This is a genomic window from Blautia luti (genome assembly GCF_033096465.1).
Lineage (GTDB): Bacteria > Bacillota > Clostridia > Lachnospirales > Lachnospiraceae > Blautia_A > Blautia_A luti.
On the sequence record NZ_AP028156.1, the window covers coordinates 1,012,501 to 1,024,749 of the forward strand.

A 12,249-nucleotide genomic window follows, 5' to 3' on the forward strand; every position below is an offset into this window, starting at 1 on the left:
GGTATTAAGTGGGAATGCCATCGCTCAACGGATAAAAGCTACCCTGGGGATAACAGGCTTATCACTCCCAAGAGTTCACATCGACGGAGTGGTTTGGCACCTCGATGTCGGCTCATCGCATCCTGGGGCTGTAGTAGGTCCCAAGGGTTGGGCTGTTCGCCCATTAAAGCGGTACGCGAGCTGGGTTCAGAACGTCGTGAGACAGTTCGGTCCCTATCCGGCGTGGGCGTAGGATATCTGAGAGGAGCTGTCCTTAGTACGAGAGGACCGGGATGGACGGGCCGCTGGTGCATCGGTTAGACTGCCAAGTCTACGGCCGAGTAGCCAAGCCCGGAAGGGATAAACGCTGAAGGCATCTAAGCGTGAAGCCCCCCTTAAGATGAGATATCCCATTCGAAAGAAGTAAACCCCCTTGAAGACGACGAGGTAGATAGGGCAGAGGTGGAAGTGCAGTAATGCATGGAGCTGACTGTTACTAATCGGGTGAGGGCTTGACCAAGAATCGCAGGAAGTAATGAATCTCAAGGAAATGTCAACATGTATGTAGTTTTGAGAGTATATAAAATATACTTGTAGGGGATTGGTCAAATGGTATGATAGGGGTCTCCAAAACCTTTGGTGGGAGTTCGATTCTCTCATCCCCTGTTTTAAGACGCTCGAAAGCCTTGGATTTGTTGGGTTTCGAGCGTTTTCGTTTTTGGGAAACCAAAACCGCTGATTTTAGCTGATGACTTCTACGATTGATTAATGAGCACTATTTAATTGATCGCAGAAATTATCAGTTTTTTGTGCGGAAAATATCTTCCTGATCCAAGCATTCTCTCTATCTCAGCTGATCTGAGAAAAATGGCACTGCTCATCATTCTGTTAAAGGCAGGTTTATCGCTGAATATGGATGATCTGAAGAAAGTAGGAAGACCTGCGGTCATGATGGTCTTTGTACCGTCATCATTTGAGATTATCGGTTATTTACTATTTTTTTTAGCATGGCGCAGGGCGGCAGTGCAGACATCAAAACATTTGCCAACATCCCGGTTTCAATCATTCTGGGAATCATTCTTGGTGCAATCGTAGGCTGCCTGCTGTGTTTATTTTTTGAGACAGCTTATGCGAAGAAACATTATGTAAGAACAGGCATCCTCACAGGCATGACCAGGACGACTAAACGTAAAGAAATCGTAAGAACTGCTCTCGCTTGCATTGCTTACCAGATTACAGACGTAATCAAAGCAATGAGCACCGAATCCGGTATTGATATCTCCGAACTCCGCGTAGACGGCGGCCCAACTAAGAACAAATATCTCATGCAGTTTCAGAGTGATATTGTCCATGTCACTGTTCAGGTTCCTTCCTCCGAGGAACTTTCCGGAATTGGAGTTGCTTATGCAGCAGGAATCGCAGCCGGCATTTATAATAAGAAAGAAGTCCTCAACAAAATGACCCGCACCCGCTTTACTCCACAGATGCAGTCGGACGAATGTGTCCAGAAATATGCAGGCTGGAAAAATGCGGTAGAACAGGTATTGAATAAATAAGAATAACAGTGTTATAATTCATAACAGAATATTGCACGAAGGAGAGCAGATATTACATCTTATATCAGGTGTAGTAGCTGCTCTTTTTGTGTTAATAAAGGGACACTCAGAAATATTTGTATTTTCCGGGCGTCCCCCTTTAATACTTAATTAACCATACACAAATATATTTTTTCAAAAGAAAATAAAAAAGGGATTGACAAACCAAAATAAAGATTGTATAGTATTCCTATCAAATAGATATGAAAACAGGAAAACCAAAAACCTAAACTAAAAAATAAGTTAAGAAGGTGACAAGACATGAAACAAATCCTATGTTTCGGTGATTCCAATACATACGGTTTAATCCCGGGAACTACTAATCAGAGATACGGATGGGGTACCCGCTGGACCAGCATCCTGGATGAAAAAGTAAGAACAAAAGGCTACAGAGTAATCGAAGAAGGTCTCTGCGGAAGGACCACCGTGTTCGACGATCCATTCCGTACAGAAAGAAGAGGAACGGAAATGCTTCCGGCAATCCTTGAAAGTCACAGACCGGTAGACATTATTGTTCTTATGCTTGGCACTAATGACTGTAAAAGCGTATACAGCGCAACCCCGGAAGTGATCGGACAGGGAATTGAACAGCTTCTTGATCAGATCAAGGCTGTAAACCCGGATGCTAAAATATTACTGGTGTCTCCTATCTACCTTGGAGAGAAAATCTGGGAAGAGGATTTTGATCCGGAATTCGATAAGAATTCTATCGAAGTATCATGGAATTTGCCTCGGGTGTATGAGAAAATCGCCAGAAGGAGAAATATTTCGTACCTTCCAGCTTCGGAATTTGCCCGGCCTGGTGAAGCAGATCAGGAGCATCTGGATGCGTTGGGACATAGCAGACTTGCAGATGCAATTTATGAAAAGCTTGCAGGATGACGCCTGAAATGTTATGATAGTTCACAGATGCGCAGATGTAACGCTTTACCTAGGTCAAGCAATAAGCGGCACCGGCGCCCCAACCGTTCATTATAACGGTAAATCATAATAATAGAAGGAGAATAAAGTAACCATGGATTTTGAGTTTATCCGCGAGCAGACACCCCTTTATATTGAGGCAGCGAAGCTTACACTTCACATGGCAGTGATTGGTGTGCTGCTTGCCATTGTGGTTGGGCTTGTCTGCAGCATGATTAAGTATTTCAGGATTCCTGTACTTCGTCAGATCGTGGAATGTTACATTGAACTGTCCAGAAATACACCATTGTTGATCCAGTTGTTCTTCCTGTATTTCGGTCTTCCGAAGATAGGAATCGTACTCAGCTCCGAACAATGTGCGATCTCAGGTCTGGCATTTCTGGGAGGCAGTTACATGGCAGAAGCTTTCCGAAGTGGTCTGGACAATGTTCCACCGATTCAGGTAGAATCCGCATTAAGTCTCGGAATGAGTAATCGTCAGGTATTTACAAACATCATCCTGCCGCAGGCGGTATCCAATTCCATTCCTGCATTCTGCGCCAATGCGATCTTTCTTATTAAAGAGACATCCGTATTCAGCGCAGTAGCACTTGCAGACTTGATGTTTGTGACAAAAGACCTGATCGGAATTTATTACAAAACAGATGAAGCCCTGATGATGCTTGTAATCGCATATCTGATCATACTTTTACCGATCTCGCTGATCTGTTCATTTGTAGAAAGGAGAGTCCGCTATGCAGAATATGGGGATTGAGGTTCTTTTCAAAGGAATCAACTCATTAAGACTCTGGCAGGGCTTGTGGGTAACAATAAGAATTGCACTGATTTCCATGGTATTTTCCATTATCCTTGGATTTCTTCTTGGAATGGTAATGAACATTCCGAATAAAATAATCAAATTTATCTGTCGTATTTACCTTGAGATCGTAAGGATCATGCCGCAGCTGGTACTTTTGTTCCTGGTATATTTCGGAGCAGCCAAGCATCTGGGAATGAACCTTACCGGTGAGACAGCAGCAGTTATCGTATTTACTTTCTGGGGAACAGCAGAGATGGGGGACCTGGTGCGAAGTGCACTGATCTCTATCCCGAAACACCAGTATGACAGTGGATACGGTCTTGGATTAAGCAAATGGCAGGTGTACTTTTATATCATCCTGCCGCAGACCATCCGAAGACTTCTTCCATCCGCAGTTAACCTCCTTACACGAATGATCAAGACTACTTCACTGGTAGCCCTGATCGGTGTCGTAGAGGTATTAAAAGTAGGAAAACAGATCATTGATGCATCCCGATATACAAACCCGACAGCAGCCCTCTGGGTATACGGTGCAGTATTCTGTATGTATTTCATCATATGTTTTCCTTTCTCCAGACTCTCCAGAGTCCTGGAAAAGAAGTTCGCAGACTAATAGAAATGAGGATAAATGAATGGGACAGCCGATTTTAGAAGTAGAGCATTTAAAGAAATCATATGTAAACAATGTTCCTATTCTGGATGATGTTTCCTTCTCCATGCAAAAAGGAGAAGTAGTAGTTATCGTAGGACCTTCCGGATGTGGAAAAAGTACTTTCCTGCGATGTATCAACCGCCTGGAGGGAATTGACAGCGGAGTGCTGAAAATTGATGGCGTAAATTACGAAAATGAAAAAAAGAATATCAGTAAAGTCAGAGAGAAGATTGGAATGGTTTTCCAGAGCTACGATCTTTTTCCGAACATGACAATTTTAAATAATCTTCTTCTGGCACCACTGAAAGTACAGAAGAGAAACAAAGAAGAAGTGAAGAAAGAAGCCGAGCAGCTTCTGGACCGAGTTGGACTTCTGGATAAGAAAGACAACTATCCAAGACAGCTCTCCGGTGGTCAGAAACAGCGGGTTGCCATTGTACGTGCCATGCTGATGCATCCGGAGATCATGCTTCTGGATGAGATCACAGCAGCCCTTGACCCGGAGATGGTAAGAGAAGTACTTCAGGTAGTTCTGGAACTTGCAAAAACAGGAATGACCATGCTGATCGTCACTCACGAAATGGAATTTGCCAGATCTGTAGCAGACCGAGTGATCTTCATGGATAAAGGAAATATCGTAGAAGAGAACACCCCGGAACAGTTCTTCAACAATCCGCAGACTGACAGAGCCAAACAGTTCCTGAACAGTTTCCATTATGAAACAGTTAAAAAGTAATAAAGCTAGTTATATAAAAATTATCATAAAATCAAATTTTTTAAAACATGGAGGAAAAGGACATGAAGAAAAAATTATTAGCAGTTTTATTAGCAACAGGCGTAGCAGCAACAACACTTTTGGGTGGAAGTATTCTTGTAAGTGCAGCAGATGACGGCGGAAACACTGCACAGGCCCGTACTCTTGACGAGATCAAAGAAGACGGAAAGATCAAAATCGGTGTATTCAGCGATAAGAACCCATTCGGATATGTAGATGAAAACGGTGATGTTCAGGGATACGATGTATACTTCGGGAAGAGACTTGCCAAAGACCTCCTTGGAAGTGAAGATGATGTAGAATTTACATATGTAGAAGCAGCAAGCCGTGTAGAATATCTGCAGTCTGCAAAAGTAGACGTAATCCTTGCAAACTTCACAGTAACAGATGACAGAGCAGAGAAAGTAGATTTCGCACTTCCATACATGAAAGTAGCTCTCGGCGTTGTTTCTCCTGACAATGCAGTGATCACAGATGTAAAAGATCTGGAAGGCAAGAAACTGATCGTTGTAAAAGGAACAACAGCAGAAACCTATTTCACAGACAACTATCCGGACATCGAACTTGTAAAATATGATGAATACCAGGAAGCATACGATGCACTTCTTGACGGAAGAGGAGATGCATTCTCCACAGATAACACAGAAGTACTTGCATGGGCACAACAGAATGAAGGATTCTCTGTAGGAATCGAATCCCTCGGTGACATTGACACAATTGCACCAGCAGTACAGAAAGGCAACACAGACCTTCTGAATGCGATTAACGATGAGATTAAATCTCTGGCAGACGAACAGTTCTTCCACAAAGACTTCGAAGAAACTCTGAAACCAGTTTACGGTGATGACATCAATCCGGAAGACCTTGTTGTTGAAGGCGGCGTTGTAGACAGCGAAGATACAGCAACAGAAGATGCAGATGAAGCAGAAACAACAGATGCAGACGCAGCATCCGATGATACAAAAGACGCAGAAACAACAGAAGAACCTGAAGAAACAGAGGCAGCAGACGCTGAATAATACAGGCAATATAATTGATATCTTCTTAAGTATTGATTTATAAACAAAATGAGATGCACTCCACGGGATTTATTCTCTGCGGGGTGCATCTCATTTTTGGCGGTCAGGATGCAGAAACTAATTCATTTAAAGAATGAAACGAATACCCCATCTCTTCCCATTTGCTTAATAGTTCATCCAGAATTTGCGCATTAGTAGAAGAGGTACTATGCAGCAGTACAATAGCCCCCGGATGAATCCGCTTCGTCAGCTTCGCGATAGCTTCCTGCGGATCCGGCTGGTTATCCTGATACCAGTCTACATAAGCAAGACTCCAGAAGAACGTATGATACCCCATTTCCTTAGCCATAGACAGATTCAGAGTACTGTAGATCCCCTGTGGCGGCCGGTAAAATTTCGTCATTTCTTTTCCGGTGATCTCTTTATAAATATCTTCCACACCAGCTAATTCTTTCTGAAAGGATTCCTGCGTAGAAATCTTCGACATATCCGGATGGGTCATCGTATGATTTCCAACAGTATGCCCCTCAGCTTCCATTCGTTTGATCAAATCCTGATTCTCCGAAATAAAATTTCCCACAACGAAAAAAGTAGCCGGAGCCTGATGATTCTTCAATGCATCCAGAATCGCAGATGTATTTCCGTTTTCATATCCGGCATCGAAGGTAAGATAGATTTTCTTTTCCACCGTATTTTCTGCAAAGAAAGCATCATACTGAGACAGTTCTTCAATCGTGGCATTCCCCACGGGACGTTTTCCTTCTTCCTGAAAACTAAGCCCCCAGCTGGAACTCTGGGAAGATGAAGGAACAGAAGCCGGGTTCTGTGTATAGTGTGAAATAATTTTCCCGGCAGCAGCGCCTGCAAAAAAGGCAGCACAGAATAAAAGGGGAAATTTCAGATATCGCAGATATCGTTTCAGAGATATGTAGTTGAGATTCATGGAAACCTCTCGGAAGAGATGATATTGCTATAATATATGAACAGGAAAATAAAAAAATGCAAAATATAAGAGCCATCAGTTTTTCTACTGTGGCTCTTTTAAAATTCTGTATCCAATGGATGATACCTCACTTTCTGTTAAATTATGGATTAAAATTTATTGTCCCATTGGTCTGTACCTTCCTTATGTAATTTCTGAAATAGGGTAAATCGTTAAGTTCTCATCGGACTGTACCTTCTTTGTGTGAATGAAGTGTTACATTTAAAAATAGGGTAAATCGTTAATGTTTCATCGGACTGTACCTTCCTTGTATTAATGGATGTTACATTTAAAAATAAGGTAAATCGTTATATTTTCATTGGACTGTACCTTCCTTTAGATTAGTAGGAACATATAAAACTTAGTTGGATTTAAAACTTTAACTTCTTGGTGGTCCGTACCTGCCTTTCATAAATTATGAATCATGAATGAAAAAACTAATTATTCTGGTGGTCTGTACCTCGCTTCCTTAGATTATAAATAAGAAATTATGTTTTCGGTGGTCTCACTCCTTTTCTTTTTGATTTTCCGTAATCCCTTTTGTTTTATGAACTTACTATAACAGATAATAATCGAATTGTCAAGAATAAAAATAGAAAATTTATAAAAATAATTAAAAGAATAAATAAAATAGATTTAAAATAATAAAATATTCTGAAAATATTAATAAATACAGGAACAGTATATTTCTGAATAGGTGTGGAAAAGCTATTGCTATAAAGCCTGGTACAGGGAAAAAAGAACATTGATCAGGCTATAGCGCGGTATACCACGCGAATTTATGTGTTTAGCATAAATTCTGTGCATCGCGGAGCGTGTTACTGGGCACAGAGTGAACAGTAATAAATTAAAATTAACAGGAGGTTCAAAAATGTTACGTTATCTACCTGTAAGAAGGGTTCACGCAAGACAAGTACTGGATTCCAGAGGAAACCCTACTGTAGAAGTTGAAGTTACAGTGGGCGAAGGTGTGATTGGGATCAATGGATATACAGGAAGGGCAATTGTCCCTTCAGGAGCTTCAACCGGTAAATTTGAAGCAGTGGAATTACGGGATGGAGAAAAAGACTGCTATGTGGGATTAAGTGTTCAGAAGGCAGTAGAAAATGTAAACACAAAACTGGCAGAGGCAATCCTTGGGGAAAACGCCCTGAACCAGACTTTTATCGATAAAAAAATCATAGATACAGATGGTACGGACAATAAAAGCAATGTCGGAGCAAATGCATCGCTGGGAGTATCCATGGCAGTAGCAAGAGCGGCAGCAGCAGCGCTTCGAATCCCTTTATACCAGTATCTGGGCGGATGCCATACCAGACAGATGCCGGTCCCGATGATGAATATTATCAACGGGGGACGTCACGCAGACAACACCGTAGATCTGCAGGAATTCATGATCATGCCGGTAGGTGCAAAGAATATGGAACATGCTATCCGCATGTGCGCAGAAGTATATCAGTTCCTCAAGATTATTCTGAAGCATAGAAATCTGTCAACTGCAGTAGGTGACGAAGGCGGCTTTGCACCAGATCTTTCTGATTCAGAAAGTGTTCTGGAACTGATCATAGAAGCGATAAAAAAAGCAGGCTATGAACCGGAGAAAGACATCTGCATCGCCATTGATGCCGCGGCCAGTGAGCTGTATGATAAAGAAAGAGGCGTATATGTTTTCCCTGGTGAGGGAAAGATGAAGGGGGAAGAAGTTCTCAGAGATGCAGGAGAGATGATCGACTATTACGAGAAACTGATCGAAAAATTCCCGATCGTTTCCATCGAAGACGGTCTTGAAGAAGACGACTGGGAGGGATGGAAGCAGATGACAGAGCGCCTTGGAAAAAGAATCCAGCTTGTAGGCGACGATCTGTTTGTAACGAACATTAAGCGTCTCGCCTGCGGAATCAGGCTGCGGGCAGCCAATGCAATCCTGGTAAAAGTAAACCAGATCGGGACTCTCTCAGAAGCACTGGATGCAGTAGAAATGGCCCAGAAATCCGGATACAGAGCCGTAATCTCCCACAGATCAGGTGAATCCGAAGACTCCTTTATCGCAGACCTCGCAGTAGCCACAGGCGCCGGCCAGATCAAAACCGGAGCCCCCTGCCGCTCAGACCGAAACGCCAAATACAACCAGCTTCTGCGCATTCATGAAGCACTGGGAGAACTGGAAGTGTATGAGAATCCCTTTAAAGATACAGAAAAAACCTGTTAAAAACTCCGAAATGTAGTTGAAATCCACCTCCGGCTATGTTACAATGAAACACAGTTGATTAGGAGGTGTAACGAAGTGAACGTTGTTAAGATCATTCTGGGTATTATTTTCTTAATAGATTGTATTGCGCTTACTGTTGTCGTTCTGATGCAGGAAGGTAAGCAGCAGGGTCTCGGCGCTATTGCAGGTGCGGCAGAGACATACTGGGGCAAGAACAAAGGGCGTTCTATGGAGGGCGGACTTGTGAAAGCTACTACTATTATGGGAGTTTTATTTTTCGTAATTTCTGTAGTATTAAATATGCTGGGTTAAATTAGAATGAAACTGGAAACACTCTTGTCACGTACAAGGGTGTTTTTTATGTCACAGACAAAAAATTTTACCGTACACTTCCAATTATGGCAGATATTGAGTTATGAAAAAGGAGCAACATGAAGAAAAAAGATATAGAACGAAGAAAAAAGTTTATCCTGGAACTGCTGGGAGATCCCATTTATAAACCAATGAGACTCCGCGAAATCGCCACACTTCTGAGACTTTCCAAAGAAGAGAAGCGAGACCTCTACGATGTGCTGGACGAACTTTGTTATGAAGGAAAAGTATCTGTAGACAACAAAGGCAGATACGAAAAGGTCAAAGGAAAATGGAAGAAGAAAAAAGACGACCGTTACTACGATGACCGAAAAGAAGAATACGCAGACCATGGCAAAAAGAAAAAAGACAAATTAAAAGATAAGAACAAAGACAAGACGAAAGAGAAAAGCCGCGGAAGAAACCGCGACAAAGATTTCCGGGATGCGGACAATTATAAGGAAGATTACCTCGAGGGCACTCAGGCAGAGGGTATATTTATCGGACATCCGAAAGGTTTCGGTTTTGTAGAAATCGAAGGACAGGATGAGGACATCTTTATCCCGGAATCTGATACAGGCACAGCTATGCATCAGGACAAAGTACGCATCATTATCCGTGACGGTCAGAAAGAAGGCAAGCGAAAAGAAGGGGTCGTTGTCAAAGTTCTGGAGCGTGGCATGCCGGAGATCGTAGGCACTTACCAGTTAAACCGTGATTTTGGTTTCGTGATCAGTGACAACCCGAAATTTTCCAAAGACATTTTTATCCCGCGCAAAGAAGCAGCAGGAATTAAAAATGGTGACAAAGTAATCGCAGTGATCACAGACTACGGTTCCAAGAATAAGAACCCTGAGGGAAAAATCAAGGAAAACCTTGGAAATATCCGAACTCCGGGCACAGACATTCTGGCAATCGTCAAGAGCTTCGGAATCCCAAACGAATTCCCGGAGAAAGTAATGAAGCAGGCACAGCGTGTTCCGGATCATGTGCTGGATGCAGACAGAGATGGAAGACTGGATCTGAGATATCTGCAGACAGTCACTATCGACGGCGAAGATGCCAAAGACCTGGACGATGCGATTTCCCTGACAAAAGAGGGAGATATTTATCATCTTGGCGTTCATATCGCAGATGTAAGCAACTATGTACAGTACAACAGTGCTCTGGATAAAGAAGCACTGAAACGTGGAACTAGTGTTTATCTGGCAGATCGCGTTGTGCCAATGCTGCCGGAGCGTCTTTCCAATGGAATCTGTTCTCTGAATCAGGGCGAAGACAGACTGGCATTAAGCTGTCTGATGGACATCAATGAAAAAGGTAAAGTAGTTTCCCACCAGATTGCGGAAACAGTGATTAACGTAGATGAACGTATGTGTTATACTGATGTGAAGAACATTCTTGAAGACACAGATGAAGAAGCAAAGAAACGATATGAAGCGCTGATCCCGATGTTCTTTATGATGAAAGAACTGTCCGGAATCTTAAGAAACAGCCGTCACCACAGAGGCTCCATTGACTTTGATTTCCCGGAGAGCAAGATCATCCTCAATGCAGCAGGAAAAGCAATCGATGTAAAGCCGTATGAAGCGAATGTGGCAACCAGAATTATCGAGGATTTCATGCTGATGGCAAATGAAACTGTAGCACAGGAATACTGTACAGAAGAGATTCCATTTGTATATAGAACCCATGATAATCCGGACCCTGAGAAAGTGGAAAGTCTTCTGACACTGCTTCACAACCAGGGGGTAAAAATTCAGAAAGCAAAAGAAGAGATCACACCAAAGGAAATCCAGCAGATCATTGAAAGTATCGAAGGACTTCCAAATGAAGCAATGATCAGCCGTCTGGTACTGCGTTCCATGAAGCAGGCGAAATATACCACAGAATGCAGCGGCCATTTCGGACTGGCAGCGAAATACTACTGCCATTTCACATCCCCGATCAGGCGTTACCCTGACCTGCAGATCCACAGGATCATTAAGGATAACTTACGAGGCAGACTGATGCGTGAGGGCAGAACTGAGCATTATGCGGAAATCCTGGATGAAGTTGCAAGACAGTCCAGTGTATGTGAACGCCGTGCAGATGAGGCAGAGCGTGAATCAGACAAGCTGAAGAAAGCAGAATACATGTCCTATCATCTGGGAGAAGAGTTTGAGGGAATTATCTCCGGTGTTACCGGATGGGGACTCTATGTGGAACTTCCAAATACAGTAGAGGGCTTGGTGCATGTCAACACTTTGCGCGATGACTACTACGTCTTCGACCAGGAAACCTATGAACTCCGCGGTGAGATGACGAAGAAAGTTTACAAACTTGGAGATAAAGTCCGTATCCGCGTGGCGGATGCAGATAAGATGCTCAAGACAGTAGATTTTGAGCTGGTTTCCAATGTCTGGGATGACGAACAGTAAATAACAAGAATGAAATAATAATGGCTTGGAGGATATCATGGCAAAGAAAAAAGGAATGAAGCTGATTGCCAATAATAAAAAGGCATTTCATGACTATTTTATAGAAGATACTTATGAAGCCGGCATTGCCCTTGCAGGAACAGAAGTGAAGTCCCTGCGCATGGGCAAATGCAGCATCAAGGAATCCTTTATCCGTGTAGAGAACGGAGAGGTTTATATCTACGGAATGCATATCAGTCCTTATGAAAAAGGCAATATTTTCAACAAAGACCCGCTGAGGATCCGTAAGCTTCTGCTTCACAGATACGAGATCAACAAAATTGAAGCAAAGCTCAAAGAAAAAGGTTTAACTTTAGTACCTCTGAAAGTATACTTCAAAGACAGTCTGGTAAAAGTAGAGATCGGCATGGCCCGAGGTAAGAAACTCTATGACAAGAGACAGGATATCGCGAAGAAAGATCAGAGAAGAGAGGCAGAGCGCGACTTCAAAGTTAAGAACCTGTACTAACAATATTACCAAATCCTTTCACTTAAAATTGTGAAATGT

The 12,249-nt window shown here is 42.7% G+C and carries 11 protein-coding genes, 1 tRNA gene, 1 rRNA gene and 1 pseudogene (1 of these 14 only partly in view); 13 read left to right on the forward strand and 1 reads right to left on the reverse strand.

Features of this window, described 5'->3' with window-relative positions; translation table 11 throughout:
• From R8695_RS04715 to R8695_RS04755, 9 genes and pseudogenes are all read left to right on the forward strand, one after another.
• A 23S ribosomal RNA gene (locus R8695_RS04715) occupies positions 1-499 on the forward strand; it begins 2,385 nt to the left of the window's first position.
• Between the two features lie 75 nt (positions 500-574).
• Positions 575-645: transfer RNA gene (locus R8695_RS04720), tRNA-Trp, on the forward strand.
• A gap of 156 nt (positions 646-801) precedes the next feature.
• Positions 802-975 (forward strand): annotated as a pseudogene (locus R8695_RS17855) (cation:proton antiporter); the annotation flags it as partial.
• An 11-nt stretch (positions 976-986) separates the two neighbouring features.
• Positions 987-1,535 (forward strand): FGGY-family carbohydrate kinase, encoded by a 549-nt coding sequence (locus R8695_RS04730; protein ID WP_154779673.1) that lies wholly within the window; start codon positions 987-989, stop codon positions 1,533-1,535.
• Between the two features lie 300 nt (positions 1,536-1,835).
• Positions 1,836-2,456 carry a GDSL-type esterase/lipase family protein gene (locus tag R8695_RS04735; protein ID WP_154779674.1) on the forward strand — a complete coding sequence of 207 codons (621 nt, stop codon included), beginning with the start codon at positions 1,836-1,838 and terminating at the stop codon, positions 2,454-2,456.
• Between the two features lie 133 nt (positions 2,457-2,589).
• Positions 2,590-3,249 carry an amino acid ABC transporter permease gene (locus R8695_RS04740; RefSeq protein ID WP_118508518.1) on the forward strand — a complete coding sequence of 220 codons (660 nt, stop codon included), beginning with the start codon at positions 2,590-2,592 and terminating at the stop codon, positions 3,247-3,249.
• Complete coding sequence (locus tag R8695_RS04745; RefSeq protein WP_118508519.1) at positions 3,230-3,907, forward strand: amino acid ABC transporter permease; 678 nt, start codon at positions 3,230-3,232, stop codon at positions 3,905-3,907. The genes R8695_RS04740 and R8695_RS04745 overlap by 20 nt, the downstream gene beginning before the upstream one ends.
• 19 nt (positions 3,908-3,926) lie before the next feature.
• Positions 3,927-4,682, forward strand: a complete 756-nt coding sequence (locus R8695_RS04750) for an amino acid ABC transporter ATP-binding protein (RefSeq protein ID WP_118508520.1) — start codon at positions 3,927-3,929, stop codon at positions 4,680-4,682.
• Between the two features lie 62 nt (positions 4,683-4,744).
• Positions 4,745-5,740, forward strand: a complete 996-nt coding sequence (locus tag R8695_RS04755) for a cysteine ABC transporter substrate-binding protein (protein WP_118508521.1) — start codon at positions 4,745-4,747, stop codon at positions 5,738-5,740.
• Between the two features lie 103 nt (positions 5,741-5,843).
• On the opposite strand, the gene R8695_RS04760 is transcribed toward R8695_RS04755, so the two are convergent.
• Positions 5,844-6,683, reverse strand: a complete 840-nt coding sequence (locus R8695_RS04760; RefSeq protein WP_118508522.1) for a polysaccharide deacetylase family protein — start codon at positions 6,681-6,683, stop codon at positions 5,844-5,846.
• 910 nt (positions 6,684-7,593) lie between these two features.
• Here R8695_RS04760 and eno point away from each other — a divergent pair.
• From eno to smpB, 4 genes are all read left to right on the forward strand, one after another.
• Complete coding sequence (gene eno, locus R8695_RS04765) at positions 7,594-8,931, forward strand: phosphopyruvate hydratase (protein ID WP_118508523.1); 1,338 nt, start codon at positions 7,594-7,596, stop codon at positions 8,929-8,931.
• A gap of 75 nt (positions 8,932-9,006) precedes the next feature.
• Positions 9,007-9,243, forward strand: coding sequence for a preprotein translocase subunit SecG (secG, locus tag R8695_RS04770; RefSeq protein ID WP_118508524.1), 237 nt, complete (start codon positions 9,007-9,009; stop codon positions 9,241-9,243).
• A 119-nt stretch (positions 9,244-9,362) separates the two neighbouring features.
• Entirely contained in the window at positions 9,363-11,702 is a 2,340-nt protein-coding gene (gene rnr, locus R8695_RS04775) for a ribonuclease R (protein WP_118508525.1), read from the forward strand.
• Between the two features lie 37 nt (positions 11,703-11,739).
• Positions 11,740-12,210 (forward strand): SsrA-binding protein SmpB, encoded by a 471-nt coding sequence (smpB, locus tag R8695_RS04780; protein WP_025580321.1) that lies wholly within the window; start codon positions 11,740-11,742, stop codon positions 12,208-12,210.
• The last annotated feature ends 39 nt before the right edge of the window (positions 12,211-12,249 follow it).

Excerpts from the sequence above, each read along its gene's own strand:
- smpB (WP_025580321.1), top strand. The coding sequence starts at position 11,740 with ATGGCAAAGAAAAAAGGAATGAAGCTGATTGCCAATAATAAAAAGGCA.
- R8695_RS04730 (WP_154779673.1), top strand. The coding sequence starts at position 987 with ATGGCGCAGGGCGGCAGTGCAGACATCAAAACATTTGCCAACATCCCG.
- R8695_RS04740 (WP_118508518.1), top strand. The coding sequence starts at position 2,590 with ATGGATTTTGAGTTTATCCGCGAGCAGACACCCCTTTATATTGAGGCA.
- eno (WP_118508523.1), top strand. The coding sequence starts at position 7,594 with ATGTTACGTTATCTACCTGTAAGAAGGGTTCACGCAAGACAAGTACTG.
- R8695_RS04755 (WP_118508521.1), top strand. The coding sequence starts at position 4,745 with ATGAAGAAAAAATTATTAGCAGTTTTATTAGCAACAGGCGTAGCAGCA.
- R8695_RS04760 (WP_118508522.1), bottom strand. The coding sequence starts at position 6,683 with ATGAATCTCAACTACATATCTCTGAAACGATATCTGCGATATCTGAAA.
- R8695_RS04735 (WP_154779674.1), top strand. The coding sequence starts at position 1,836 with ATGAAACAAATCCTATGTTTCGGTGATTCCAATACATACGGTTTAATC.
- rnr (WP_118508525.1), top strand. The coding sequence starts at position 9,363 with ATGAAGAAAAAAGATATAGAACGAAGAAAAAAGTTTATCCTGGAACTG.
- R8695_RS04745 (WP_118508519.1), top strand. The coding sequence starts at position 3,230 with ATGCAGAATATGGGGATTGAGGTTCTTTTCAAAGGAATCAACTCATTA.
- R8695_RS04750 (WP_118508520.1), top strand. The coding sequence starts at position 3,927 with ATGGGACAGCCGATTTTAGAAGTAGAGCATTTAAAGAAATCATATGTA.